Below are 24,576 nucleotides of genomic sequence, written 5' to 3' on the forward strand. Positions count from 1 at the left end.
GCACGCGTTCGACGTCACACTCCGCAGACTACCGCTCACAGCCCGAAGCGACGCTGGAGATCGCCCAGCTGTCCGGGAAGGCGCGGTACCCCGGACTGCCCTCCGGCCGGACCGTGCGCCCCGCCTCCTCCGGGTACCCCGGGCTCCGGCGGAACCGCCCCCGTGGCCTGCTCGGCCATGAGTGTCTCGGTCGACTGCAGAAGGACCGTGCCGGCGCCCACGAACTCGAACTGATGCTCCTCTCCGGACACCCCGCCGAGGCCCGTCATCGCACGTAGACCGCCCCATACGCCCGTCAGATACCCGTGGTCGTAGTGATGGCACGGGGACGGGCAGTCGGCCCACCCGACGAGCGCCTGCGGGTCCACCCGGATCGGGGGTTCCATGAACACCACCGGCCCGTTAGATGCGGCCACGAACTTTCCGGTTCCGATGAGTGTCAGAAAGCCCGGCACGATCGACTGCTTGAGCGACAGAGTTGGCTGAAAAGCGAGCAGATTGCCCGAGCGAATGGTCAGGTTGCCGTCATCGAGGTCGTAGGAGTTGACATCGAAGGCCCGGTCGGCGAGCAGCATCTTGCCCGAGCCCTGGGCCACGACCCAGTCGCTCGCGTGCAGAGGCGAATGGAACGACGTACGCACCAGACGCTCCAGCAGGCCGTGCCCGATGCCGTTGAACTCGATCGCCCCGTAGTAGGCGATCATCTTCCCCTTCTGCAGGAACCACTGGCTCCCCTTGAGCTCCACGCAGAAGGTGTAGGCGTTGACGTTGTCGTCGGCGGGCAGGGTCGACGGGTCGTGCACGGGGGGCCCGGCGCCGTACGGGGTGCTCACAGTTTCTCCTCCGAGGCCTGGACGTAGACCGCACCGCTGCCGCTCAGCTCCAGCTGGAACGCCTCGCCGGAGCCGCGGCCCACCATGTCCCGCCAGCCGAGGGCGGTGGACAGTTTGTTGCGCACGTCGCCGTGGTGGGCGACGTAGGCCTGCGGATCCACGTGCACCGGCCGCTGCGGGGTGATCGGGATCTCGAAGACGCCGCCGTGCGCCATCACCGCGACCGCGCCGTGCCCCTTGAGTGTCGTGGTGAACAGCCCCTGGCCGCTGACCTGGCCCCGGACCATGCCCATCACGCCGCCCTGCGCGCCCAGGAACACCGTGCCCTGCGTCAGGGTGCCCTCGAAGGCGAGCAGCCGGTCGGCCTCCACGTAGAGCGTGTCGCCGGTGAGGCGGATGACCTGGACGTGGTGGCCGCCGTGCCCGAACAGGACGGTGCCGCTGCCCTCGACCGTCATCAGCGGGGTCGCCTCGTTCGCGATCCGCCGACCGATCATCGACATGACGCCGCCCTGGCCGCCCTGCACGTTGGGTGTGAAGCTCACGTCGCCCCGGTAGGCGAGCATCGCGCCGCGCTGGCTGTACAGCCGCTGCCCCGGCACCACGGTCGCCTCGACCATCTTGGAGTTGATCTCACGGAAGGCCATCTCAGACGTCCCCCGCGATCGTGTTGCGCTCGCTCGGCTGCACGTACACCAGGCCGTCCCCCTCGAAGCGGATCTGGAAGGCCTCGCCGCCGCCCTCACCCATGAGCGTGCGGAACGTCACACCGGACTGGAAGGACTGGCGCAGGTCGCCCTGGTGGGCGACGTAGGCGCCCGGGTCGACGCTCAGCGGGTACTGCGGCGACACCCGCAGCACCACCGCCGGCCCGTCGGAGGTGATCGCCGCCTGGCCGTGCCCCTCGACCGTGGTGGTGAACAGCCCGTTGCCCTGCGAGGCCCCGCGCAGCCCGGTGAACGTCGTGCCGGTCCTGAGGCCGGCGTCGGTCGCGAGCAGGTTGCTCGACTCGACGTACAGCTTGTCCCCCCGCAGGCTCACCAGGTTGATCTCCGACGCCCGGTCGGCGAACCAGCAGGTCCCCTGCCCCCTCACCTCCATCACCGTCATCTGCTCGCCGGTGAGCCGCCGGGTCACCATGCCCCGCAGGCCCTCACCGCCGCCCGTCATCTTCTTGAACGCCATCTGCCCGTCGTACGCGACCATCGAGCCGTTCTTCGCCTTCACGGCGTCCCCGGTCATGTCGACGGCGAGCACCTTGCTGCCTTGCAGTCGGAACATCGCCACGCAAGGAAAGTAGCGGCCGGGCGCAGGGAGAGGACAGGGCCCCTGGGTGGACGACGACCCTGAGCGGACCCCTACGGGCGCGGTTTGCCACAATGGGTGAACGCTTGTGCTTCCGTTCACAAAACGCCAGTACGCCCACGACCGAAGGTGACCCGTGGACCTCAAGACAGCCTCCGCCATCCGACGCCTCCGCCTGATCTCCGCACCCGAGGCCGTGTCCTTCCTGATCCTGCTCGTCTGCTCGGTGCTGAAGCGGACCACGGACTTCGACGCGGTCCCGGTCATGGGCATGATCCACGGCGTGCTGTTCGTGCTGTACGTGCTCTTCTGGGCGGACGCCTGGAACCGCACCAAGTGGCCGCTGAAGACCGCCGCGCTGTACTTCCTGCTCTCGGTGCTGCCCACCGGCGGCTTCTTCGCCGAGCGCAAGCTGCGCCGTGAGTCCGAGAACGCCGTCATCGCCGCCCGCGCCCGCCAGGAAGGCGTGGTGAACGCATGATCGTCGCCTTCTCCGTGACGCCCCTGGGTGTCGGCGAGGACGTGGGGGAGTACGTCGCCGACGCCGTCCGCGTGGTCCGCGAGTCCGGGCTGCCCCACCGCACCGACGCCATGTTCACCTCCCTCGAGGGTGAGTGGGACGAGGTCATGGACGTCGTCAAGCGAGCGGTCGCCGCCGTCGAGGCCCGCGCGCCCAGGGTCTCCCTGGTCCTCAAGGCCGACATCCGCCCCGGCGTGCAGGACGGTCTGACGTCGAAGGTCGCCACCGTCGAGCGGTACCTGGCGGAGCCGGCGGAGTAGCCGGCCTGCGGCGGCGGCACCGCGGCCGGCCGGGCGACCGGGAGCCGGACGCGGCGGCGCGTACCGCGGCTGTGCGCGGCCCGGCCCGGCCGGGTGGACCGAAGGGCGAGACAGGGCTGACCGCCATATGACCGGCGGGTAGGGTCTGGTGACGTGCCCAAGCCTCTCAGCCTTCCGTTCGACCCCATCGCCCGCGCCGACGAGCTGTGGAAGCAGCGCTGGGGCAACGTGCCGGCCATGGCCGCGATCACGTCCATCATGCGCGCGCACCAGATCCTGCTCGCCGAGGTGGACGCGGTGGTCAAGCCGTACGGGCTGACGTTCGCGCGCTACGAGGCGCTGGTGCTGCTCACCTTCTCCAAGGAGGGCGAGCTGCCGATGTCCAAGATCGGCGAGCGTCTCATGGTGCATCCCACGTCCGTGACGAACACCGTGGACCGCCTGGTCAGGTCCGGTCTGGTGGCCAAGCGGCCCAACCCCAACGACGGCCGCGGCACCCTCGCCTCCATCACCGGCAAGGGCCGTGAGGTCGTCGAGGCCGCCACGCGCGACCTGATGGCGATGGACTTCGGTCTCGGCGCGTACGACGCGGAGGAGTGCGGCGAGATCTTCGCCCTGCTGCGCCCGCTGCGGATCGCGGCGAAGGACTTCGAGGGCGAGTGACACGGGGCACGTGACCCCGGGCAAGATCCCGCACAACGGGCGGTTACGCTCGAAGCCATGAAGAAGAGCGTGCTGACCCGCTACCGCGTCATGGCCTACGTCACCGGCGTGCTGCTGGTCCTGCTGACCCTCGGCTGCATCGCCAAGTACGGCATCGACATGGACGGCGCGGACAGCTTCGTCAAGGTCGTCGGTATCGCGCACGGCTGGCTGTACGTCGTGTACCTGATCTTCGCGTTCGACCTCGGCTCCAAGGCGAAGTGGCCGGTCGGCAAGCAGCTGTGGGTGCTGATCGCCGGCACCATCCCGACGGCCGCCTTCTTCGTCGAGCGGAAGGTCAGCCGCGAGCTGGAGGCCAAGGTCACCGACCCGGCCCCCGCGGTCGCCAAGGCCTGACGCCGCCCCCCGGCCGGCCCCGGCCCCCACCGCCGTACACCTGTGCGGCGGTCAGCCATCGACATTTACTTGGACGTCCTAGTAAATTCGAGGGTATGGACGCTGACGCCATCGAGGAGGGCCGCCGACGCTGGCAGGCCCGGTACGACGCCGCACGCAAGCGCGACGCTGACTTCACCACGCTCTCCGGCGATCCCGTGGAGCCGGTGTACGGACCCCGGCCGGGGGACACGTACGAGGGCTTCGAGCGGATCGGCTGGCCCGGGGAGTACCCCTTCACGCGCGGGCTGTACCCGACCGGATACCGGGGGCGGACGTGGACCATCCGGCAGTTCGCCGGGTTCGGCAACGCCGAGCAGACCAACGAGCGCTACAAGATGATCCTGGGCAACGGCGGCGGCGGCCTGTCCGTCGCCTTCGACATGCCGACGCTCATGGGCCGCGACTCCGACGACCCGCGCTCCCTCGGCGAGGTCGGGCACTGCGGCGTCGCCATCGACTCCGCGGCCGACATGGAGGTGCTCTTCAAGGACATCCCGCTCGGGGACGTCACCACCTCCATGACCATCAGCGGGCCCGCCGTGCCCGTCTTCTGCATGTACCTCGTCGCCGCCGAGCGGCAGGGCGTCGACCCGGGGGTGCTCAACGGCACGCTCCAGACCGACATCTTCAAGGAGTACATCGCCCAGAAGGAGTGGCTCTTCCAGCCCGAGCCGCACCTGCGCCTCATCGGCGACCTGATGGAGTACACCAGCGCGAAGATCCCCGCCTACAAGCCGCTGTCCGTCTCCGGCTACCACATCCGCGAGGCCGGCGCGACGGCCGCGCAGGAGCTGGCGTACACGCTGGCGGACGGCTTCGGGTACGTGGAGCTGGGGCTGTCGCGCGGGCTCGACGTGGACGTGTTCGCACCCGGACTGTCCTTCTTCTTCGACGCACACGTCGACTTCTTCGAGGAGATCGCCAAGTTCCGCGCGGCGCGCCGGATCTGGGCGCGCTGGATGCGGGACGTCTACGGCGCGCGGAGCGAGAAGTCCCAGTGGCTGCGCTTCCACACGCAGACCGCCGGTGTCTCGCTGACCGCCCAGCAGCCGTACAACAACGTCGTACGGACCGCCGTGGAGGCGCTCGCCGCGGTCCTCGGCGGCACCAACTCGCTGCACACCAACGCCCTCGACGAGACCCTCGCGCTGCCGAGCGAGCAGGCGGCGGAGATCGCGCTGCGCACGCAGCAGGTGCTGATGGAGGAGACCGGCGTCGCCAACGTGGCCGACCCGCTGGGCGGTTCCTGGTACGTCGAGCAGCTCACCGACCGGATCGAGGCCGACGCCGAGAAGATCTTCGAGCAGATCAAGGAGCGCGGGCTGCGGGCGCACCCGGACGGGCAGCACCCGATCGGGCCGATCACCTCCGGCATCCTGCGCGGGATCGAGGACGGCTGGTTCACCGGCGAGATCGCCGAGTCCGCCTTCCGCTACCAGCGGTCGCTGGAGAAGGGCGAGAAGCGGGTCGTGGGCGTCAACGTCCACACCGGGTCGGTGACCGGGGACCTGGAGATCCTGCGGGTGAGCCACGAGGTGGAGCGCGAGCAGGTGCGGGTGCTCGCCGGCCGCAGGACGGCGCGGGACGAGCCGGCGGTGCGCGCGGCGCTGGACGGCATGCTGGCGGCGGCCCGCTCCGGCGCGAACATGATCGAGCCGATGCTGGACGCCGTACGGGCGGAGGCGACCCTGGGGGAGATCTGCGGGGTGCTGCGGGACGAGTGGGGGGTGTACACGGAGCCGGCGGGCTTCTAGGGCCGCCGGTCACGCCGACTGGGCCAGCCCCAGCAGGAGCACGCGGGTGAAGCTGCGGACCCATTCCTCGTCCGCCGGTTCCGCGCTGACCAGGGTGCGGTGGACCACGGCACCCGCCACCACGTCGAAGACGAGGTCGGCCGTACGGGCTGCCTCCCCGGGATCGGTCTCGGGGGGCAGCTCGCCGCGTCGCTGGGCCCGCGCGCGCCCTTCGATGACGAGGCGTTTCTGGCGTTCCACGATGGACTCGCGGATGCGCAGGCGCAGGGCGTCGTCCCGGGTGGACTCGGCCACCACCGCCATCAGGCCGCTCTTGGCCTCCGGTCGGGCCAGGATCGCGGCGAACTGGAGCACCACGCCCTCGATGTCCGCGGCCAGGCTGCCGCTGTCCGGCAGTTCGAGCTCGTCGAAGAGTTCCGCCACCGCGTCGACCACCAGTTCGTTCTTGCCCGACCAGCGGCGGTAGAGGGTCGTTTTCGCAACCCCGGCGCGGGTTGCCACGTCTCCCAACGTGAGTTTGGACCAGCCCAGTTCGACCAGTGCCTCCCGCGTCGCCGCCAGGATCGCGGCGTCCGCGGTGGCGCTGCGCGGTCGGCCGGGGCGTGCGGCGGGGGTGCGGCTCGGCATGTGCCGACCATATCCGGCCGTTCCGGCGCCGTCGTGATCCGGCCGTTCCGGCCCCGTCGTGAGGGAGATCACCGGTCAGTGGTGTCGCGCGAGCCCCCGATGGCATTACGCTACGACTCGTAGCGAAAGCTCGTGAGGGACGTACACGGGTGACGACCAAGGGCGCGTGGGTGGGGACCCGGCGCCGAGCGGGGACAAGCGGCCGGCCGAGGCCCGGCGCGGATCGGGTGGCCCGGCTTTCCGCATCGTTTTCACGCAGGCACCTGGACGGGGGAGGATAGACGCATGCAGCCACGGAACATGTCCATGAGCGGCGTCGTCGACCTCGCCGCGGTGAAGGCGGCCCAGGAGGCCAAGGCCAAGGCCGAGCAGACGCGCGCGGAAGCGGCACGGCAGGGCGGGGCGGGCGCCGTCTCCCCCGCCGACCTCGTCATCGACGTCGATGAGGCCGGATTCGAGCGGGATGTCGTGCAGCGGTCGGCCGAGGTGCCGGTCGTCATCGACTTCTGGGCCGAGTGGTGCCAGCCCTGCAAGCAGCTCAGCCCGGTGCTGGAGCGGCTGACCGTCGAGTACGGCGGGCGGCTCATGCTCGCCAAGATCGACGTCGACGCCAACCAGATGCTGATGCAGCAGTTCGGCATCCAGGGGATCCCGGCGGTGTTCGCCGTCGTCGCCGGCCAGGCGCTGCCGCTCTTCCAGGGAGCGGCCGGCGAGGAGCAGATCCGCCAGACCTTCGACCAGCTGGTGGCCGTCGCCGAGCAGCGTTTCGGCATCACCGGCCTGACCGTCGACCCCGAGGCCGAGCCGGGCGGCGCCGCCGTCCAGGCGCCGGTGGAGGGGCCCTACGACGCCGCGCTGAACGCCGCCGCGCAGGCGCTGGACGCGGGCGACATGGCCGGGGCGATCCGGGCGTACCAGAACGTGCTGGCCGATGACCCGGCCCACCCCGAGGCCAGACTGGGTCTCTCCCAGGCCGAGTTGCTCCAGCGGGTGCAGCACCTCGACCCGCAGCAGGTGCGCAAGGACGCCGCCGAGAAGCCGGCCGACGTGCAGGCGCAGATCGCCGCCGCCGACCTGGATCTGGTGGGCGGTCACATCGAGGACGCCTTCGGGCGTCTGGTCGACACGGTGCAGCGCACGGTCGGGGACGACCGCGAGGCCGCACGGCTGCGGCTGCTGGAGCTGTTCGAGGTCGTGGGGGCCGACGATCCGCGGGTGACCGCGGCGCGGCGGGCGCTGGCGCGGGCGCTGTTCTGAGCCGCCCGGGGACCCTCGTCCCGACCAGTCGCTAAACGCCCGGGCATGTGATGCCCGGGTGAAAAGTTCGCCGAGACGCCTCCATCGCGGCCGCGCTTTACCAAATCTTGGTAATCGCGGCCGCTGTTACTGCGAGTAAGTCCAGGCAGTGGATCTGTCGGATTCTGTCCAGCGATCAACGGTTTTGTACCCAGGCCCTGAGCCACCCAGCGTCGCCGCCCGAGACCTCTGGGTCGCCGAGCGGTGATCCGCCCGTTACTAGCCAGTAACGAACCCCCTTGTGTCGGCGGCGAGAATGCACCACGATCGGCGACGCTCGGTCCATTCCCGCAGCCCGACAGCCAATCGGGTCACGGGACTTCCTGGGTCCCCACCGAGCAGAGCCGGCGGCAGTGGCGCCGGCTCTCGGACAGGGGGGTCTTCGCCTCGGCGAAGCCTGTCCAGCAAGGTTGTGCGTGATGCGTGTCAGGCGCGACCAGTGGTTGTCGCTCGGGGGTGATCGCCGGTGATTCGGGCGCGTACCAGCGCCGCCGAGCGCGGGCGCTCTCCTTCCCGAGGACGTAGCACTTCTCCCATCCCTGCCCGGTGAGCCGCCGTAGAGGGGGCCAGGTGGTCAGGAGATGTACGTCCGAGAAGGAGGAAATATGGAGTCCCAGGTGCGTGGCGGGACCAGATGGAAGCGGTTCGCTGTGGTCATGGTGCCCAGCGTGGCCGCCACGGCTGCCATAGGCGTCGCCCTGGCACAGGGCGCGCTGGCCGCGTCGTTCAGTGTGTCGGGGCAGTCGTTCAAGGTCACCGCGGACGAGCTGCACGGCGACGGTTTCGTGCAGTACGGCGCGATCGACAACGGGTACACCCTCAGTGGTGAGAAGACGATCCACCCGGTGGCGGTCTCGGGCTTCAAGTCCGCGACCATCAAGAACCTGTGCCAGTCCGTCGTCACGCCGAACATCCCGCTGCTCGGGTCGGTCACGCTGACGCTGTCGGCCGGCAACAGCGACGACAAGAAGAATCAGGTCTCGGCGGACCGCCTGTACATCGACGTCGCCGACCTCGAGACCACCGGCGGTGCCAAGTTCACCGGCATCGACATCGGTGTCCCGGCGGGCGAGACCGGCCCCGACAAGGGCGGCAAGGGTCCCGGCATGGCGGGCGGCAAGGAGCAGTCCAACCCGTACGGGTTCGCCCAGCAGGCCGAGAAGGCCGACCTGTACGGCGTGCGGCAGACGGCGTGGGCGACCACGGCCGGAACCTTCACGCTGCCCGGTCTGAAGATGAAGCTGCAGACGGGCACCCACGAGTGCTACTAGGCGCCGGGTGATGGGCGGGAGGAGCCTTCAGGCGCCTCCCGCCCCTCCGCTCTCGGGCCTTGTGCCACACCCCCCACACTCGCACCACATCCCCACCACAGCGATGCCGCACCAGGGAGCTGTTTTCCTATGAGCGCCGAGACTTCTGCCGTACCCGGCCAGTTCACCCGCCGGAGGCTGCAGTTCCGCGCCTGGCGGGGCACCCGGCCGTTCTGGGCCGGACTGTTCGTCATGCTCGGTGGCTTTCCGATCATGTACTTCCCGTACGCACACCTCCAGGTGGGCCACCTGACGCTGGCGATGGCCACCACCGCCGGGGCCGGCTCGCTGATCATCGGTGTGCTGCTGGTCGTCCTGGGCATCAGCCTGTGGTTCCAGAAGCACATCCGCGTCTTCGCGGGTGTCGCCTCGATCCTGCTCGCGCTGGTGTCGATCCCCGTGTCCAACTTCGGCGGCTTCGTCGTGGGCTTCCTCCTCGCGCTGATCGGCGGGGCCATGGCCGTGTCGTGGGCGCCGGGCGCACCCTCCAGGAACGAGCGGGCCGAGGAGGCCGGCGCCGACGGCGCTCCCGGGGACGCCCTCGGCCAGGTGCCGCACGGGGCGGGCGAACTGAACGATCTGTCAGGAACGAGCCCGGCCAACGGGGCGAACGGGAGGCACAGTGCCGGCTGACGAGGTGACCCACGGGACTGACGCTGAGGCGTTCCGTGGGAGAACCGGTCCGCGTCATGCGGCCCCCAAGAAGCCGCTGTTCACCAGGTTCCACATGCCGGCCGGCCGGGCGATAGCCAGCGTGGCGATGCCGACCGCGGTCCTGATGGGCATGGGGTTCACGGCGTCCCTCGCCGTGGCCGACAACAACCCCTCGTCGTCGAAGATGGCCGACGAGTACAAGGACTGCGTCACCGCCCTGCAGAACGACGGCAAGGACGCCTCCGCCACCCCGTCGCCGTCCGCCTCCGAGAGCTCCGGCACCTCCGGGAGCAAGGAGTCCGGCGGCTCCGGGGACGGGACGACACCGAAGCCGTCGGCCGACGGGAGTTCCGCGGGCTCCGCCGACTCCGGCAAGGACAACGCCTCTTCGCCGGATTCAGGTTCCGGCGACAAGGCCGGCCCCACGCCGTCGGCGTCCGCATCCGCGGCCCCGAAGAGCGGTTCCACCGCCCCGGCGCCCACCCCGTCGCCGTCCGCCACGGACAAGAACGTGCTGCAGGACATCGGCGACGCGCTCAACGGCCTGCTCGGCGGCGGCCAGAAGGACTCGCCCTCGCCCAGCGCCACGTCCACGCCGTCCGCCTCCCCGTCGCCCTCCGCCGACCAGGCGAGCGGCACGGTGAAGGACACGACCGACAAGGTGACCGGCACCGTCAAGGACACGACCGACAAGGTCACCGGGACGGTCAAGGACACCACGGACAAGGCCACCGGCACGGTCAAGGACACCACCGGCAAGGTGACCGGCGCCGCCAAGGACGCCACCGAGGCGGCACAGCAGGCGGCCGGCGAGGCCACCGCGTCGCCCGGCCCGTCCGACGGCTCCACCGCGGACCCCGCGGACTGCAAGGCCGCCACCGACGCCCAGGGCGGCGTCGACAACAAGGTGCCGGTGGCCGACGACCCCTGGTATCTGCAGGCCAGTTCGCTGCTGCTGAAGAGCGCGGACTACCAGGGCGTCGTTGAGGTGAAGACCGCCTCCGGCACCACCAAGAAGGTGCTGAAGTACGTCGTGTCCGGCGGCACCGACATCGGCGACCTGCACCAGACGGTGAACGACAAGCTGTCCGGCAAGACCTACCACGTCCAGGCCGGCAAGGGCACCACGTCCACGATCCGCGACGGCGACACGGTGATGTACACCGAGTCGATCTCCGGCAACCTCTTCGGCCTGATCCCGATCACGTTCAGCCCGGACAGCCCGCCGCCGCTGAACATCCCGCTGATCTACTTCACCAACGTGAAGGTCGTCCAGGCCGCCCAGTTCGGCGGCACGCTCACCGTGCCCGGCATGAAGGTGTACACCACCGGCTGAGCCTTCCGAACCCGCCCGGGAGCCGCACACACGCCGAGGGCGCCCCCTGCGACAGGGGGCGCCCTCGGCGTTCGTACGGCGACTCAGTCGCGGTGGGCGATGCCCAGGTGGTGCACGCGGACCATGTTGGTGGTGCCGGGGACGCCGGGCGGGGAACCGGCCGTGATGACGACGACGTCGCCCTCGTTGAAGCGGCCCAGCTTGACCACTTCCTGGTCGACCAGCTCGACCATCTCGTCGGTGCTGTTGACGAACGGCACCACGTGCGGCTCCACGCCCCAGCTCAGCGTGAGCTGGTTGCGGGTGCTCTCGTCCGTGGTGAACGCGATGATCGGCTGGGCCGCGCGGTAGCGGCACAGACGCCGAGCGGTGTCGCCGGACTGGGTGAAGGCGATCAGGCCCCTGCCGCCGAGGAAGTCGGCGATCTCGCAGGCCGCGCGGGCCACCGAACCGCCCTGCGTGCGCGGCTTCTTGCCCGGCACCAGCGGCTGCAGGCCCTTGCTCAGCAGCTCCTGCTCGGCCGCCGCGACGATCTTCGACATCGTCTTGACGGTCTCGATCGGGTACGCGCCCACGCTCGACTCCGCCGACAGCATGACCGCGTCCGCGCCGTCCAGGATCGCGTTGGCGACGTCGGAGGCCTCGGCGCGGGTCGGACGGGAGTTGGTGATCATCGACTCCATCATCTGGGTCGCCACGATCACCGGCTTGGCGTTGCGCCGGCACAGCTCGATCAGGCGCTTCTGCACCATGGGGACCTTCTCGAGCGGATACTCGACGGCCAGGTCGCCACGGGCCACCATCACGGCGTCGAACGCCGCGACGACGTCCTCCATGTTCTGCACCGCCTGCGGCTTCTCCACCTTGGCGATGACCGGGACGCGGCGGCCCTCCTCGTCCATGATGCGGTGGACGTCGTTGACGTCCTTGGCGTCACGGACGAAGGACAGCGCGACCAGGTCGCAGCCCATGCGCAGTGCGAAGCGCAGGTCCTCGATGTCCTTCTCGCTCAGCGCGGGCACGTTCACGGCCGCGCCGGGCAGGTTGATGCCCTTGTGGTCGGAGACCACGCCGCCCTCGATGACGATCGTCCGCACCCGCGGACCCTCGACCTCGACGACCTTCAGCTCGACGTTGCCGTCGTTGATCAGGATCTGGTCGCCCTTGGCCACGTCGCCGGGCAGGCCCTTGTAGGTGGTGCCGCAGATCTGCTTGTCGCCCGGGACGTCCTCGGTCGTGATGACGAACTCGTCACCGCGCTCCAGCTCGACCGGACCCTCGGCGAAGGTCTCCAGACGGATCTTCGGGCCCTGCAGGTCGGCGAGGACACCGATGGCCCGGCCGGTCTCCTTCTGCGCGGCACGCAGCCGGTCGTACCGGCCCTGGTGCTCGGCGTGGGTGCCGTGGCTGAAGTTGAAGCGGGCCACGTTCATGCCGGCTTCGATCAGCGCTACGAGCTGCTCGTGGGAGTCGACCGCGGGGCCGAGAGTACAGACGATTTTCGAACGGCGCATGGGGCGATCCTATCGGTTTGTTTCGCTACGGAATATTCCGTCTGGCGGAAAGTACAAATGAGTGCCCTATTGCTCAGGTGCGCTCAGTTCCACGCGGCGGAGCCGCAATTCGTTACCGCCCGACCAGTGCGTAGGTCTGCGTCGCGATCTCCAGTTCTTCATCCGTCGGCACCACCGCGACCGCCACCCGCGCGCCCTTCGGGGAGATCAGCCGCGGCGTGTCGCCGCGCACCGCGTTCAGCTCGCCGTCGACCGCCAGGCCCAGGCTCTGAAGGCCCTCGACCGCCGCCTGCCGCACCGGCGCCGCGTTCTCCCCGACGCCCGCGGTGAAGGCGACCGCGTCGACCGTGCCGAGCACGGCGTAATAGGAGCCTATGTACTTCTTCAGACGGTGAATGTAAATGTCGAAGGCGAGTCGCGCCTGCTCGTCGCCCTCGTCGATCCGGCGGCGGATCTCCCGCATGTCGTTGTCCCCGCACAGTCCGAACAGACCGCTCCTCTTGTTGAGGAGAGTGTCGATCTCATCCATGGACATTGCGCCGACACGAGCCAAATGGAAGATGACCGCCGGGTCGAGATCACCGGAACGCGTACCCATCACCAGCCCCTCCAAAGGCGTCAGCCCCATGGAGGTGTCCACACAGCGACCGCCCCGCACGGCCGACGCCGACGCGCCGTTGCCCAGGTGCAGCACGATCACGTTCACCTCTTCGGGCGCCTTGCCCAGCAGCCGCGCCGTCGCCCGGGAGACGTACGCGTGCGAGGTGCCGTGGAAGCCGTAGCGGCGGATGCGGTGCCGGTCGGCGATCTTCGGGTCGATCGCGTACCGCGCCGCGGACTCCGGCATGGTCGTGTGGAACGCCGTGTCGAACACGGCGACCTGCGGCAGGTCCGGGCGCAGCGCCCGCGCGGTGCGGATGCCGGTCAGGTTGGCCGGGTTGTGCAGCGGCGCGACCGGGATCAGGCGCTCGATCTCGGCGATCACCTCGTCGTCGATGACGGTGGGCTCGGTGAAGAACATCCCGCCGTGCACCACCCGGTGCCCGATGGCGACCAGATCGGGGGAGTCCAGGCCCAGGCCGTCCTTGGACAGCTCCTCCGCCACCGTTTTCAGCGCGGCGTCGTGGTCGGCGATCGGGCCGTTGAACTCGCGGCCGGCGCCGCCGGTCAGCGGGGTGTGCTTGAGCCGGGACGTCTGCTCGCCGATGCGCTCGACCAGGCCCACGGCCAGCCGGCTCTCGTCGCGCATGTCGAGCAGCTGGTACTTCACCGACGAGGAGCCGGAGTTGAGGACGAGGACGCGGGTGCCGGTCACTGCTGGGAAGCCTTTTCGACGGGGGACAGGGCGGGGGACTGCGCGGGGGACTGGCCGGAGGACTGGGCCTGGATCGCCGTGATGGCGACGGTGTTGACGATGTCCTGGACGAGCGCGCCCCGGGACAGGTCGTTGACCGGCTTGTTCAGGCCCTGCAGCACCGGGCCGACCGCGATCGCGCCGGCCGACCGCTGCACGGCCTTGTAGGTGTTGTTGCCGGTGTTGAGGTCGGGGAAGATCAGCACGCTGGCCTGCCCGGCGACCTCGGAGCCGGGCAGCTTGGTCGCGGCGACCGACGGCTCCACCGCGGCGTCGTACTGGATCGGCCCCTCGATCTTCAGATCCGGGCGGCGCAGCCGGGCCAGCTCCGTCGCCTCGCGCACCTTGTCGACGTCGGCGCCGACGCCGGAGGTGCCGGTGGAGTACGACAGCATCGCGATCCGCGGCTCGACGCCGAACTGCGCGGCCGTGGTCGCCGACTGCATCGCGATGTCGGCGAGCTGCTCCGCGTTCGGGTCGGGATTGACCGCGCAGTCGCCGTAGACGAGCACCTTGTCGGCCAGGCACATGAAGAACACCGACGACACGATCGAGGTGTCCGGCTTCGTCTTGATGATCTCGAAGGCCGGCCGGATGGTCGCCGCGGTCGAATGCACCGACCCCGACACCATGCCGTCGGCCAGGCCCTCGGCCACCATCAGCGTGCCGAAGTAGTTCACGTCGGAGACGACGTCGTAGGCCAGCTCGACGGTGACGCCCTTGTGGGCGCGCAGCGCCGCGTACTTCTCGGCGAAGGAGTCCCGCAGCTCGCTCGTCGCGGGGTCGATCAGCTGGGTGTCGCCCAGGTCGACGCCGAGGTCGGCGGCCTTCTTGCGGATCTGGTCGACCGGCCCGAGCAGCGTCAGGTCGCACACGCCCCGGCGCAGCAGCACCTCGGCCGCGTGCAGCACGCGCTCCTCGGTGCCCTCCGGCAGCACCACCCGGCGCCTGTCGGTGCGCGCCCGCTCCAGCAGCTTGTGCTCGAACATCATCGGCGTGACACGGTCGCTGCTGGGCGCCGAGACCCGCTTGTTGAGGTCGGCGGTGTCGACGTACCGCTCGAACAGGCCGAGCGCCCGCTCCGCCTTGCGCGGGGTGGCCGCGTTCAGCTTGCCCTCCAGGGAGAACAGCTGGGCCGCGGTCGGGAAGCTGGTGCCGGTCACCGACAGCACCGGGGTGCCCGGGGCGAGGCGGGCCGCGAGGGTGAGGATGTGCTCGCCGGGCACCTCGTTCAGGGTGAGCAGCACACCGGCTATCGGCGGGGTGCCGGCGCTGTGCGCGGCCAGCGAGCCGACGACCAGGTCGGCGCGGTCGCCGGGGGTGACGACCAGGCATCCCGGGGTCAGGGCGGCGAGGAAGTTCGGCAGCATCGCCCCGCCGAAGACGAAGTCCAGCGCGTCGCGGGCCAGCCCCGAGTCGTCGCCGAGCAGCACCTTCGCGCCGAGCGTGTGCGCGATCTGGGACACCGTCGGCGCGGACAGCGCGGCGTCGTCGGGGACGACGTAGCAGGGCACCGGCAGCCGCCCGGCGAGCCGTTCGGCGATCGCGTCGCGCTCCTCGCGGGCGACCCGGTTGGTGACCATCGCGAGCACGTCACAGCCCAGACCGTCGTAGGCCCGGTAGGCGTTGCGGGTCTCCGCCAGCACCGACTCCGCGGCCTGCGCCCGGCCCCCCACCACCGGGATCACGGAGGCGCCGAACTCGTTGGCCAGGCGCGCGTTCAGCGACAGCTCGTCGGGCAGCTGGGTGGCGGCGAAGTCGGTGCCGAGGACCAGGACGACGTCGTAGTCACGGGCGACCAGGTGGAAACGGTCGACGAGGGCCGCGACCAGTTCGTCCGTGCCGCGCTCGGCCTGCAGCGCGGACGCCTCGTCGTAGCCCATGCCGTAGACGGTCGCGGGGTCCTGGGAGAGCCGGTAGCGGGCGCGCAGCAGCTCGAAGAGCCGGTCCGGCCCGTCGTGGACGAGCGGGCGGAAGACGCCGACCCGGTCGACCTGCCGGGTCAGGAGTTCCATGACGCCCAGCTCCACGACCTGGCGGCCGTCGCCGCGGTCGATACCGGTCACGTACACGCTGCGCGTCACGCGTGCTCTCCGTTTCGTCTGTGAGGGTGTCGTCTGGGGGTGTCGTCTGGGGGTGTCGTCTGGGGTGTCGTCCGTCGGGGCTACGCCTTCGCGTCCACCACCGTGTACAAAAATCGCCCACGGAGGTGAGCGGAACCCTCTTGACAATACCCCTGGACACAGATAAGGCGCCCGTCAAGACGTTCCGCTGGTCAGGGACGTGGAACAATCGGGAGGAGGCTCACAGGTACCCACAGCGAGCAGGAGACACAGCACGATGCGCATCGGAGTTCTCACCGCAGGCGGCGACTGCCCCGGCCTGAACGCCGTCATCCGATCGGTCGTGCACCGGGCGGTGGACAACTACGGCGATGAGGTCATCGGCTTCGAGGACGGCTACGCCGGACTGCTCGACGGCCACTACCGCAGCCTCGACCTGAACGCGGTCAGCGGCATCCTCGCCCGCGGCGGCACGATCCTCGGCTCCTCCCGCCTGGAGCGCGACCGTCTGCGCGAGGCCTGTGAGAACGCCGCCGACATCGTCACCGACTTCGGCATCGACGCCCTCATCCCGATCGGCGGCGAGGGCACGCTGACCGCCGCGCGCATGCTCAGCGACGCCGGCCTCCCCGTCGTCGGCGTCCCCAAGACGATCGACAACGACATCTCCTCCACCGACCGCACGTTCGGTTTCGACACCGCCGTCGGTGTCGCCACCGAGGCGATGGACCGCCTGAAGACCACCGCCGAGTCCCACCAGCGCGTGATGGTCGTCGAGGTCATGGGCCGGCACGCCGGCTGGATCGCCCTGGAGTCCGGCATGGCCGCCGGCGCGCACGGCATCTGCCTGCCCGAGCGTCCCTTCGACCCGGCCGACCTGGTGAAGATGGTCGAGGAGCGCTTCGCCCGCGGCAAGAAGTTCGCCGTCGTCTGCGTGGCGGAGGGCGCCCACCCGGCCGACGGCACCATGGACTACGGCAAGGGCGAGATCGACCAGTTCGGCCACGAGCGCTTCCAGGGCATCGGCACCGCCCTCGCGCACGAGCTGGAGCGGCGCCTCGGCAAGGAGGCCCGGCCGGTCATCCTCGGCCACGTGCAGCGCGGCGGCACGCCGACGGCGTACGACAGGGTCCTCGCCACCCGCTTCGGCTGGCACGCGGTCGAGGCCGCGCACCGCGGCGAGTTCGGCAACATGACCGCGCTGCGCGGCACCGACATCGTGATGGTGCCGCTGGCCGAGGCGGTGACCGAGCTCAAGACGGTCCCCACGTACCGGATGGACGAGGCGGAGTCGGTCTTCTAGCACCGCGTGATAGGGCCTGCCCTAACCGGTTCTCTTCCGTACGGCCGACCAGAAGTTGTCCACGATGTCGTCCAGGAAGGCACGGCCCGACGCGCTGGAGTCGCTGCTGCCGCCGCCCCAGCTGAGGGTGGCGGCCATGTGGCCCTGGTAGTCCTCGTGCAGCTCCTGCAGGACCTCCTCCAGGATGCCGCGGTCCAGTGGCGCGACCTTCGCCACCGGGCGCACATACCCCTGCCAGCGGGTGGAGGCCGCGCTGCGCAGCAGCTCGGCCAGGCGCTCCTCGCGCCCGGTGACGGACACGAAGTCCGGCAGCGACAGCTGGAGCACGTCGGCGAGCGCCACCGACTGGCGCTCGTTGCCGCGCCAGTCCCCGCTCTCCTCCATCCGCAGATACGACCGCAGGTCGACGCCGACCTCCCGGGCGACGTCCTCCGGGGCGATGCCGCGGGCCATGCGGTGCTCGCGCAGGGTGCGCGGCCGGGCGATGAGTTCTCCCGGCGTACACCACAACACGCCCGCCAGCGCGGTAAGTTCGGGGCTGCTGGGGTGGGCCATGCCACGTTCCCAGGCGATGACGAGGTCCGGGGTGACGTACGGCAGCCCGTAGGAGACCCGCATGCCGTGGGCGACGTGCTCGGGGCCCATGCCGAGGGCCGCGCGCAGCCGGCGGGCGGCCAGGGCGTCGAACGGGGGGCCGGGCTGGTTCGAGGGAGTAGAGGGATGGCGCACCCGCCACAACATAGAGCGGCGCTCAAGGCGTGACTACGGTGGGTTCGGACAGGATCACGGATTGTAGGAACCTACGTTTCCGTAGGTTTACCGTTTGCGGCACGTGTCACCCCTTGACCGCCCCCGCCAGGGCGAAACCTCCGCCCAGCCGCCGCGCGATCAGCACGTACAGCAGGATCACCGGCGTCGAGTACACCACCGAGAACGCGGCCAGCTGTCCGTAGGCGACCATGCCCCGGTTGCCGAAGAACTCGTTGATGCTCACCGACGCCGGCATCTGCTCGGGGGTGAGCAGCAGCATGAACGGTACGAAGAAGTTGCCCCACATCATCACGAACGAAAACACGGTCACCACGGAAAGTCCCGGACCCATCAGCGGCAGCACGATCCGGACGAGGGACTGGAGCGACGACGCCCCGTCCGTCCAGGCGGCCTCCTCCAGCTCCTTCGGCACGCCGTCCATGAAGTTCTTCATCAGCCAGATCGCGAAGGGCAGCTGCGAGGCGGCGAAGAAGAAGATCGTTCCCTGCATGGTGTCGATCAGGTTCACCTGCACGAACAGGGCGTACACCGGCACCATCACGGCCGTGATCGGCAGGCTCGTCGCGAACAGGATCGACAGCAGGAACGGCCGGTTGAACCGGGAGCGGAACCGGGACAGCGGGTAGGCGGCGAGCGCGGCGCACACCACGGTCAGCGCGGTCGCGCCGCCGCACAGGATCAGGCTGTTGAGCAGCGGGGTGAAGGTGATGTCGGCGGTGAGGATCGCGTCGAAGTTGCCGAGGGTGACCCCGTCGGGCGCCTTCACCCGCAGATCGGCGTGCGGATCGACGGACGACAGCACGACCCAGGCCAGCGGCAGGCAGAAGGCGGCGGCCACGACGAGCAGCCCGAGATCGGCGGCGAGCCGCCGGGCGGCACGACGGGAGGCGAGGGTACGGGTCACGGGGGTGCGGCGGGAGGCGAGGGTGCGGGTCACGGGGGTGCGGCGGGGAGTGGCGGTCCGGGACATCGTCGGGGTCACACCTCCGTCCGCAGCAGCCGCAGATACACCACGGAGAACAGCGAGCCGACGACGAGCAGCAGCAGGGCGACCGCCGTGCCGTAGCCGATCATGCTGTTCTGGAACGCCTGCTCGTACATGAACAGCGGCAGCGTCTGGCTGCGGCCGCCGGGGCCGCCCCGGGTCATCACCCAGATCAGCCCGAACACGGACAGCGTCTGCAGCGTGTTGAGCATCAGATTGGTCCCGATGGACCGCCGGATCATCGGCAGGGTGATGTGCCACAGCCGGCGCGGGCCGCTCGCCCCGTCGACCTCGGCGGCCTCGGTGATCTCCTGCGGGATCTCGGCGAGGGCGGCGGAGTACACGAGCATGGAGAACGCCGTGCCGCGCCAGACGTTGGCGAAGGACACGGCGAGGATGGGCAGCGTGAACAGCCAGTTCTGCGACGGCAGATGCAGGGCGCGGAGGATGGCGTCGAGCGTGCCCTCCTTGCGGAAGAAGGCGTACAGCAGGAACCCGGCCACCACCTCCGGCAGCACCCACGCCGTGACCACGATCCCCCCGGTGAGCGTGCGCACCGGCTTCGACGCCCGCCGCATCAGCGCGGCCAGCGCCAGCCCCAGCGTGTTCTGCCCGAGCAGCGACGACACCACGGTGAAGACGAGCGTCAGCCAGACGGCGTTGAGGAACTCCTCGTCGTGGAAGGCCCGGCGGAAGTTGTCGAGGCCGACGAAGGAGGAGTGCGCCTGGCCGGTGAGCTGGAGGTCGGTGAAGGCGATGTACGCGCAGTAGGCGATCGGCCCGGCGAGGAAGAGCAGCAGCAGGGCCAGGGCGGGCAGCAGGGGCAGCGTGCGCGGAAGGAGCCGCGCGGTCATTTCTCGACCACTTGGCCGCCGGTGACGTCCTTCAGGGCGTCGTCGTAGCCGGCCGCGGCCTTCTCGACGCCCGCGTCCCCCGTCGTCACGGACTCCATCGCCTCCTGGATCGCCGTGGACACCTTCGGATACGCCGGGTAGGCGGGCCGGTAGTGGGTGGAGGCGACGAGGTCGGTGAAGAACTTGATGCCGGGCTGGGCGCCGACGTACGCGGGATCGCTCGCCACGTCCTTGCGCACGGCGATACCGGAGTTGGCGATGTACCACTTCTGCGCGTTCGCCTTGGTCTGCATCGTCTTGACGAACTCGAAGGCGAGGCCGGGGTTGCCGGCCTTGGCCGGTACGGCCCAGGTCCAGCCGCCGGACATGCTCACCCTGCCGGGCGCCTGCCCGTGCTGGGTCGGCATGGGGGCGAGACCCAGCTTGCGCGACCACTCGGGCCACTCGTGCCCGGCCCCGGGCAGCCAGTCCTGCGGCAGCCAGGACCCGTCGAGGTCGATGCCCAGCTTGCCCTGGGGCAGCAGCTCGCCGCGGACGATGGTCTGGATGTTCGGGTCGAGGGCGGTGGAGACGTCCGGCCCGAGGTTCTCCCGGTAGACGGTCTCGACGAAGGAGAGCGCGTCCTTGAAGCCCTGACCGCCGGCGACCCACTTCCTGCTCCCGGCGTCGTACAGCGGATCGGTGCGGCCGTCGCCCGTGCCGTACAGCAGCATCTCGAAACCCTGCATGGTGGCGGCCTCACCGGCCGGCTTGCCCGTGTAGACGTTGAGCGGGGTGACGCCGGGGACCTTCCGCTTGATGGTGCGCGCGGCGGCGAGCACGTCGTCCCACGTCTTCGGCTGCCAGGGCACCGGCAGACCGGCCTTGGCGAAGACGCCCTTGTCGTACCAGAGCCCGCGGGTGTCGGTCCCGTCCGGGACGCCGTACGTCTTGCCGTCCTGCCCCTTGGCCGCGGCCCGGGCGGTGTCCATGAACTGCTGCCAGTCCGGCCACTTGGCGAGATAGGCGTCCAGCGGCTTCAAGTACCCGCTGGTGATGTCGGAGTTGATGAGGAACGTGTCCTCATAGACCAGATCGGGCGCGGTCTTGGGCGAGCGGAGCATCTGCTGGAGCTTGGTGTAGTACTCCGAGTCCGGCGCCTTGATGGGGACGAGCTCGACCTTCTTGCCGGGGTGGCTCTTCTCGAACTGCTTCTTGACGTCGGCGAGATAGCCGTCCATCACATGGACGGAGTTGTCCGTCGACTGCTTGAAGGAGACCTTGACGGTGTCGGGACCGCTGCCCGACCCGCCCCCGCACGCGGTGAGCGCGGTGGCGGCGAGGACGGTGGTCAGGAGCGAGGAGACGGCGGCGGCGGGGCGCACGGGCATGACCTCCAGCGGGCTCACGAGGCTGTGACGCGGAGATTGCTGCGGTGCGAAGGTAAGTTGAGTGGTCTAGTCAGGTCAATGCGTGTGCGGGGGTTCGCCGCCCGGCGGCAGCCCGAACAGAGCGGCCGCGTTGTCGTGGCACACCGCCCGCAGCCACTCCCGGCCGAGGTCCAGCCGTTCCAGCGCCCGGAGCTGGTGCGCGTAGGAGTAGGGGATGTTCGGGAAGTCGGAGCCGAGCAGGACACGGTCGCCGAGGGCGGCCAGGCGGGGGAGGGCCCGCCGGGGGAAGGGCATGAGCCGTTCGGTGAAGTCGGTGAACGCCATCGTCGTGTCCAGCCGCACCTGCCCGTACCGTTCGGCGAGGCCGAGGAACTCCTCGTACTCGGGCATCCCCAGGTGCGCGACGATCAGCCGCAGCGACGGGTGCCGGGCCAGGACGCGCGCGACCGGGCCGGGTCCGGTGTGCTTGCCGGGCGCGGGGCCGGAACCGCAGTGGATCACCACCGGGACGCCGGCCTCGGCGAGCAGCCCCCAGGCCGGGTCGAGAAGCGCGTCCGCCGGGTCGTAGCCCCCCACCTGGACATGCGCCTTGAACACCCGCGCACCCGCCTCCACGGCCTCGCGGACATAGGCGTCGACGCCCGGCTCGGGGTGGAGGGTGGCGGTGTGCAGGCAGTCGGGTGTGCGGCGGGCGAAGTCGGCCGCCCACTCGTTCAGCCAGCGCGCCATGCCCGGCTTGTGCGGGTAGAGCATCGAGGTGAAGGCGCGGACGCCGAACTCCCGCAGCAGCGACGCCCGTTCCTCCTCCTGCTCGCGGTAGGTGATCGGCCACGCGAGCCCACCGGTCAGCGGGCCCCGCGCGTCGAAGTACTCCCAGACCTTGCGCAGGACACGCTCGGGCATGAAGTGCGTGTGCACGTCCACCAGCCCGGGAAGACCCAGCCCCGCCCAGAAACGACGGACCTCCACGCTCTCCTCACTCATGTACGGCTCCCACCCCTGTCCTCACCGCGTTGCGCCCCGCACCCACTGGTACACCAGCTCCGGCCGCCCCACCGTCCCGTACTGCGGTCTGCGCTGCGCCCGGCCGGTGTCCACCAGGTGCTCCAGGTAGCGGCGGGCGGTGATCCGGGAGATGCCGACCGCCTCGGCGAGGGCGGTGGCCGTCAGGCCGCCGGCGCCCTCGCGCAGGGCCACCGTCACCCGCTCCAGCGTCGGGCCGCTCAGCCCCTTCGGCAGCGACACGGGTCCCGGTGCGCGCAGGACCGCCAGGGCGCGGTCCACCTCGTCCTGACCGCTCGCCTCACCCGCCGCCGCGTGGAACTCGGCGTAGCGCACGAGACGGTCGCGCAGCGTGGCGAACGTGAAGGGCTTCAGCACGTACTGCACCACGCCCAGCGAGACGCCCTCACGGACGACCGCCAGGTCCCGCGCCGACGTCACCGCGATGACGTCCGCGTGGTGGCCGGCCGCGCGCAGCGTGCGGGCCAGCTGGAGTCCGTGCACGTCCGGCAGGTGCAGGTCGAGCAGCAGCAGGTCCACCGGGGTGCGGTCCAGGAAACGGCGGGCCTCGGCGCCGGTGTGCGCCTTGCCGACGGCGACGAAGCCCGGCACCCGGCCGACGTACAGCACGTGCGCGTCCGCGGCCACCGGGTCGTCCTCGACGACCAGCACCCGGATCGGCGGCCCCGCGGCTCCCGCCTCGCCGCCGGCCGTGCCGCCGCCCGCGCCGCCGCTCATGCCCGGCCCGCCGTCGCCGCGTCCACCCGCAGCGGCAGCCGCGCCTCGAACTGCGCGCCGCCTCCCGGCGCCTCGCACACGGTCAGCGTGCCGCCGTGCCGGTGCACCGTCTGGCGGACCAGGGCCAGGCCCAGTCCGCGGCCGCCCGGACCGGACGGCTTCGTGGAGAAGCCGCGCTGGAAGACCAGGCCGGCGTGGTCGGGATCCACCCCGGGACCGGTGTCGGCCACACGCAGGACCAGCTCGGAGCCTTCCGTGTACGCCGTCACCGTCACCCGCGGCGCCGCCCCGCCCTGCGCCGCGTCCACCGCGTTGTCGATCAGGTTGCCGAGGATCGTCACCAGGTCCCGCGCGGACAGGGAGGCGGGCAGCAGACCGTCGTCCAGGCGGCTGTCCGGCGACACCACCAGCTCCACGCCCCGCTCGTTCGCCTGGGCCGTCTTGCCCAGCAGCAGCGCGGCCAGCACCGGTTCGCTCACCGCCGCCACCACCTGGTCGGTCAGGGCCTGCGCCAGCTCCAGCTCGGCCGTCGCGAAGTCCACCGCCTCCTCCGCGCGGCCCAGTTCGATCAGCGACACGACGGTGTGCAGACGGTTCGCGGCCTCGTGCGCCTGGGAGCGCAGGGCCTGCGTGAAGCCCCGCTCGGAGTCCAGCTCGCCCATCAGCGACTGGAGTTCCGTGACGTCCCGCAGGGTCACTATCGTGCCGCGGCGCTCCCCGCCCGACACCGGCGAGGTGTTCACGACGATCACCCGCTCCGCCGTCAGATGCACCTCGTCCACCCGCGGCTCCGACGCCAGCAGCGCGCCCGTGAGCGGCGCGGGCAGCCCCAGCTGCGTCACCGGCCGGCCCACCACGTCCCCGCTCACCCCCAGCAGCTCCCGTCCGCCGTCGTTGACCAGCGCCACACGGTACTGCCCGTCGAGCAGCAGCAGCCCCTCGCGTACGGCGTGCAGCGCGGCCTCGTGGTAGGCGTGCATGCGGCTCAGCTCGGCCGCGTTCATGCCGTGGGTGTGCCGGCGCAGCCGGGCGTTGATGACGTACGTGCCGATCGCGCCGAGCGCCAGCACCCCGGCCGCGACGCCGAGCAGCGCCGTCACCTGGTCCTGCACCCGGGCGCTGATCGCCTCCACCCGGATGCCGGCGCTGACCAGGGCGACGATCCGCTTGTCGTCGTCCTCGACGGGCGTGACCGCGCGGACCGAGGGGCCGAGGGTGCCGGTGTAGGTCTCGGTGAACGTCTCGCCGTGCAGGGCGCGGGCGGTGTTGCCGAGGAAGGGCCTGCCGATCTGGTTCGGGTCGGGGTGGGTCCAGCGGATGCCCCGCGGGTTCATGATCGTGACGAAGTCGACGTCGGTGTCCCGCATGATCCGCAGCGCGTACGGCTGGAGCTGGGCCGTCGGATCGGGGCCGCGGACCGCCGACCGCACCGAGGGCGCGTCGGCCACCGACCGGGCCACCGCAGTGGCCTGCCGGCCGGCCGCCTGCTCGGCCTGGCTGCGGTCGCTGACGTAGCTGAACAGCGCGTACCCGGCCACCACGAGCGCGAGCAGCACGGCCTGCATGGCGAACAGCTGTCCCGCCAGGCTGCGGGGTCTGGGCAGGGTGAGGCGCATGCCGTCAGTC

The 24,576-nt window shown here is 70.6% G+C and carries 24 protein-coding genes; 10 read left to right on the forward strand and 14 right to left on the reverse strand.

Annotation, left to right across the window (positions count from 1 at the left end; genetic code table 11):
- Positions 1-35: 35 nt before the first annotated feature.
- Genes AC0B9F_RS15885 through AC0B9F_RS15895 form a run of 3 tightly spaced genes read right to left on the reverse strand, consistent with a single transcriptional unit; the run spans position 36 to position 2,114 of the window.
- Positions 36-833 (reverse strand): AIM24 family protein, encoded by a 798-nt coding sequence (locus AC0B9F_RS15885; protein ID WP_472002857.1) that lies wholly within the window; start codon positions 831-833, stop codon positions 36-38.
- The gene (locus AC0B9F_RS15890; protein ID WP_472002859.1) at positions 830-1,480 is read right to left on the reverse strand and encodes an AIM24 family protein; all 651 of its coding nucleotides are present in this window, start codon (positions 1,478-1,480) and stop codon (positions 830-832) included. Before AC0B9F_RS15890 ends, AC0B9F_RS15885 begins: the two co-directional genes overlap by 4 nt.
- Position 1,481: 1 nt before the next feature.
- Complete coding sequence (locus tag AC0B9F_RS15895; protein ID WP_472002993.1) at positions 1,482-2,114, reverse strand: AIM24 family protein; 633 nt, start codon at positions 2,112-2,114, stop codon at positions 1,482-1,484.
- A gap of 160 nt (positions 2,115-2,274) precedes the next feature.
- Here AC0B9F_RS15895 and AC0B9F_RS15900 point away from each other — a divergent pair, with 160 nt between their 5' ends.
- The 5 genes from AC0B9F_RS15900 (at position 2,275) to AC0B9F_RS15920 (ending at position 5,773) form a co-directional block, all read left to right on the forward strand.
- Positions 2,275-2,619, forward strand: a complete 345-nt coding sequence (locus AC0B9F_RS15900) for a DUF3817 domain-containing protein (protein WP_472002861.1) — start codon at positions 2,275-2,277, stop codon at positions 2,617-2,619.
- Positions 2,616-2,918, forward strand: a complete 303-nt coding sequence (locus tag AC0B9F_RS15905) for an MTH1187 family thiamine-binding protein (RefSeq protein WP_472002863.1) — start codon at positions 2,616-2,618, stop codon at positions 2,916-2,918. Before AC0B9F_RS15900 ends, AC0B9F_RS15905 begins: the two co-directional genes overlap by 4 nt.
- A gap of 153 nt (positions 2,919-3,071) precedes the next feature.
- Positions 3,072-3,581, forward strand: a complete 510-nt coding sequence (locus tag AC0B9F_RS15910) for a MarR family winged helix-turn-helix transcriptional regulator (RefSeq protein ID WP_472002865.1) — start codon at positions 3,072-3,074, stop codon at positions 3,579-3,581.
- 57 nt (positions 3,582-3,638) lie between these two features.
- The gene (locus AC0B9F_RS15915; protein WP_472002867.1) at positions 3,639-3,977 is read left to right on the forward strand and encodes a DUF3817 domain-containing protein; all 339 of its coding nucleotides are present in this window, start codon (positions 3,639-3,641) and stop codon (positions 3,975-3,977) included.
- Between the two features lie 95 nt (positions 3,978-4,072).
- Positions 4,073-5,773, forward strand: a complete 1,701-nt coding sequence (locus tag AC0B9F_RS15920) for an acyl-CoA mutase large subunit family protein (protein WP_472002869.1) — start codon at positions 4,073-4,075, stop codon at positions 5,771-5,773.
- A 9-nt stretch (positions 5,774-5,782) separates the two neighbouring features.
- Here the strand turns inward: AC0B9F_RS15920 and AC0B9F_RS15925 are convergent, their stop codons facing one another.
- A complete protein-coding gene (locus AC0B9F_RS15925; RefSeq protein ID WP_472002871.1) occupies positions 5,783-6,400 on the reverse strand; it encodes a TetR/AcrR family transcriptional regulator in 618 nt (205 codons plus the stop codon).
- A gap of 285 nt (positions 6,401-6,685) precedes the next feature.
- Between AC0B9F_RS15925 and AC0B9F_RS15930 the strand changes: the two genes are divergently transcribed.
- The 4 genes from AC0B9F_RS15930 to AC0B9F_RS15945 all read left to right on the forward strand — a co-directional run bounded on the left by AC0B9F_RS15930 (position 6,686) and on the right by AC0B9F_RS15945 (position 10,996).
- Positions 6,686-7,657, forward strand: coding sequence for a tetratricopeptide repeat protein (locus tag AC0B9F_RS15930; RefSeq protein WP_472002873.1), 972 nt, complete (start codon positions 6,686-6,688; stop codon positions 7,655-7,657).
- 644 nt (positions 7,658-8,301) lie between these two features.
- The gene (locus tag AC0B9F_RS15935) at positions 8,302-8,967 is read left to right on the forward strand and encodes a DUF6230 family protein (RefSeq protein ID WP_472002875.1); all 666 of its coding nucleotides are present in this window, start codon (positions 8,302-8,304) and stop codon (positions 8,965-8,967) included.
- Between the two features lie 129 nt (positions 8,968-9,096).
- On the forward strand, positions 9,097-9,639 hold the full coding sequence (locus AC0B9F_RS15940) for a DUF6114 domain-containing protein (RefSeq protein WP_472002877.1): 543 nt from the start codon (positions 9,097-9,099) through the stop codon (positions 9,637-9,639).
- Positions 9,629-10,996 (forward strand): hypothetical protein, encoded by a 1,368-nt coding sequence (locus tag AC0B9F_RS15945; protein WP_472002879.1) that lies wholly within the window; start codon positions 9,629-9,631, stop codon positions 10,994-10,996. Before AC0B9F_RS15940 ends, AC0B9F_RS15945 begins: the two co-directional genes overlap by 11 nt.
- Positions 10,997-11,079: 83 nt before the next feature.
- Here AC0B9F_RS15945 and pyk read toward each other — a convergent pair whose 3' ends face one another.
- The 3 genes from pyk to pta all read right to left on the reverse strand — a co-directional run bounded on the left by pyk (position 11,080) and on the right by pta (position 15,948).
- On the reverse strand, positions 11,080-12,510 hold the full coding sequence (pyk, locus tag AC0B9F_RS15950) for a pyruvate kinase (protein ID WP_472002881.1): 1,431 nt from the start codon (positions 12,508-12,510) through the stop codon (positions 11,080-11,082).
- A gap of 112 nt (positions 12,511-12,622) precedes the next feature.
- Positions 12,623-13,825, reverse strand: coding sequence for an acetate kinase (locus AC0B9F_RS15955; protein ID WP_472002883.1), 1,203 nt, complete (start codon positions 13,823-13,825; stop codon positions 12,623-12,625).
- The gene (gene pta, locus AC0B9F_RS15960) at positions 13,822-15,948 is read right to left on the reverse strand and encodes a phosphate acetyltransferase (RefSeq protein ID WP_472002885.1); all 2,127 of its coding nucleotides are present in this window, start codon (positions 15,946-15,948) and stop codon (positions 13,822-13,824) included. Before pta ends, AC0B9F_RS15955 begins: the two co-directional genes overlap by 4 nt.
- 256 nt (positions 15,949-16,204) lie before the next feature.
- Here pta and AC0B9F_RS15965 point away from each other — a divergent pair, with 256 nt between their 5' ends.
- The gene (locus AC0B9F_RS15965) at positions 16,205-17,230 is read left to right on the forward strand and encodes an ATP-dependent 6-phosphofructokinase (protein ID WP_472002887.1); all 1,026 of its coding nucleotides are present in this window, start codon (positions 16,205-16,207) and stop codon (positions 17,228-17,230) included.
- 21 nt (positions 17,231-17,251) lie between these two features.
- Here AC0B9F_RS15965 and AC0B9F_RS15970 read toward each other — a convergent pair whose 3' ends face one another.
- The 7 genes from AC0B9F_RS15970 to AC0B9F_RS16000 form a co-directional block, all read right to left on the reverse strand.
- Positions 17,252-17,968 (reverse strand): helix-turn-helix domain-containing protein, encoded by a 717-nt coding sequence (locus AC0B9F_RS15970; protein WP_472002995.1) that lies wholly within the window; start codon positions 17,966-17,968, stop codon positions 17,252-17,254.
- Between the two features lie 97 nt (positions 17,969-18,065).
- The gene (locus AC0B9F_RS15975; RefSeq protein ID WP_472002889.1) at positions 18,066-18,971 is read right to left on the reverse strand and encodes a carbohydrate ABC transporter permease; all 906 of its coding nucleotides are present in this window, start codon (positions 18,969-18,971) and stop codon (positions 18,066-18,068) included.
- Positions 18,972-18,979: 8 nt separating this feature from the next.
- Complete coding sequence (locus AC0B9F_RS15980) at positions 18,980-19,840, reverse strand: carbohydrate ABC transporter permease (protein WP_472002891.1); 861 nt, start codon at positions 19,838-19,840, stop codon at positions 18,980-18,982.
- Complete coding sequence (locus AC0B9F_RS15985; protein WP_472002893.1) at positions 19,837-21,210, reverse strand: extracellular solute-binding protein; 1,374 nt, start codon at positions 21,208-21,210, stop codon at positions 19,837-19,839. Before AC0B9F_RS15985 ends, AC0B9F_RS15980 begins: the two co-directional genes overlap by 4 nt.
- A 75-nt stretch (positions 21,211-21,285) precedes the next feature.
- Entirely contained in the window at positions 21,286-22,194 is a 909-nt protein-coding gene (locus AC0B9F_RS15990; protein ID WP_472002895.1) for an amidohydrolase family protein, read from the reverse strand.
- 21 nt (positions 22,195-22,215) lie between these two features.
- Complete coding sequence (locus tag AC0B9F_RS15995) at positions 22,216-22,950, reverse strand: response regulator (RefSeq protein ID WP_472002897.1); 735 nt, start codon at positions 22,948-22,950, stop codon at positions 22,216-22,218.
- Positions 22,947-24,566 carry a sensor histidine kinase gene (locus AC0B9F_RS16000; RefSeq protein WP_472002899.1) on the reverse strand — a complete coding sequence of 540 codons (1,620 nt, stop codon included), beginning with the start codon at positions 24,564-24,566 and terminating at the stop codon, positions 22,947-22,949. The genes AC0B9F_RS15995 and AC0B9F_RS16000 overlap by 4 nt, the downstream gene beginning before the upstream one ends.
- Positions 24,567-24,576 lie beyond the last annotated feature (10 nt).

The organism is Streptomyces sp. NPDC097129 (assembly GCF_055668065.1).

What these genes read in the sequence shown, in the direction of transcription:
- pyk (WP_472002881.1), bottom strand. Translation starts at nt 12,510, where the DNA reads ATGCGCCGTTCGAAAATCGTCTGTACTCTCGGCCCCGCGGTCGACTCC.
- AC0B9F_RS15935 (WP_472002875.1), top strand. Translation starts at nt 8,302, where the DNA reads ATGGAGTCCCAGGTGCGTGGCGGGACCAGATGGAAGCGGTTCGCTGTG.
- AC0B9F_RS16000 (WP_472002899.1), bottom strand. Translation starts at nt 24,566, where the DNA reads ATGCGCCTCACCCTGCCCAGACCCCGCAGCCTGGCGGGACAGCTGTTC.
- AC0B9F_RS15890 (WP_472002859.1), bottom strand. Translation starts at nt 1,480, where the DNA reads ATGGCCTTCCGTGAGATCAACTCCAAGATGGTCGAGGCGACCGTGGTG.
- AC0B9F_RS15995 (WP_472002897.1), bottom strand. Translation starts at nt 22,950, where the DNA reads ATGAGCGGCGGCGCGGGCGGCGGCACGGCCGGCGGCGAGGCGGGAGCC.
- AC0B9F_RS15920 (WP_472002869.1), top strand. Translation starts at nt 4,073, where the DNA reads ATGGACGCTGACGCCATCGAGGAGGGCCGCCGACGCTGGCAGGCCCGG.
- AC0B9F_RS15930 (WP_472002873.1), top strand. Translation starts at nt 6,686, where the DNA reads ATGCAGCCACGGAACATGTCCATGAGCGGCGTCGTCGACCTCGCCGCG.
- AC0B9F_RS15990 (WP_472002895.1), bottom strand. Translation starts at nt 22,194, where the DNA reads ATGAGTGAGGAGAGCGTGGAGGTCCGTCGTTTCTGGGCGGGGCTGGGT.
- AC0B9F_RS15915 (WP_472002867.1), top strand. Translation starts at nt 3,639, where the DNA reads ATGAAGAAGAGCGTGCTGACCCGCTACCGCGTCATGGCCTACGTCACC.
- AC0B9F_RS15965 (WP_472002887.1), top strand. Translation starts at nt 16,205, where the DNA reads ATGCGCATCGGAGTTCTCACCGCAGGCGGCGACTGCCCCGGCCTGAAC.
- AC0B9F_RS15940 (WP_472002877.1), top strand. Translation starts at nt 9,097, where the DNA reads ATGAGCGCCGAGACTTCTGCCGTACCCGGCCAGTTCACCCGCCGGAGG.
- AC0B9F_RS15975 (WP_472002889.1), bottom strand. Translation starts at nt 18,971, where the DNA reads ATGTCCCGGACCGCCACTCCCCGCCGCACCCCCGTGACCCGCACCCTC.
- AC0B9F_RS15895 (WP_472002993.1), bottom strand. Translation starts at nt 2,114, where the DNA reads ATGTTCCGACTGCAAGGCAGCAAGGTGCTCGCCGTCGACATGACCGGG.
- AC0B9F_RS15985 (WP_472002893.1), bottom strand. Translation starts at nt 21,210, where the DNA reads ATGCCCGTGCGCCCCGCCGCCGCCGTCTCCTCGCTCCTGACCACCGTC.
- AC0B9F_RS15905 (WP_472002863.1), top strand. Translation starts at nt 2,616, where the DNA reads ATGATCGTCGCCTTCTCCGTGACGCCCCTGGGTGTCGGCGAGGACGTG.
- AC0B9F_RS15980 (WP_472002891.1), bottom strand. Translation starts at nt 19,840, where the DNA reads ATGACCGCGCGGCTCCTTCCGCGCACGCTGCCCCTGCTGCCCGCCCTG.
- AC0B9F_RS15925 (WP_472002871.1), bottom strand. Translation starts at nt 6,400, where the DNA reads ATGCCGAGCCGCACCCCCGCCGCACGCCCCGGCCGACCGCGCAGCGCC.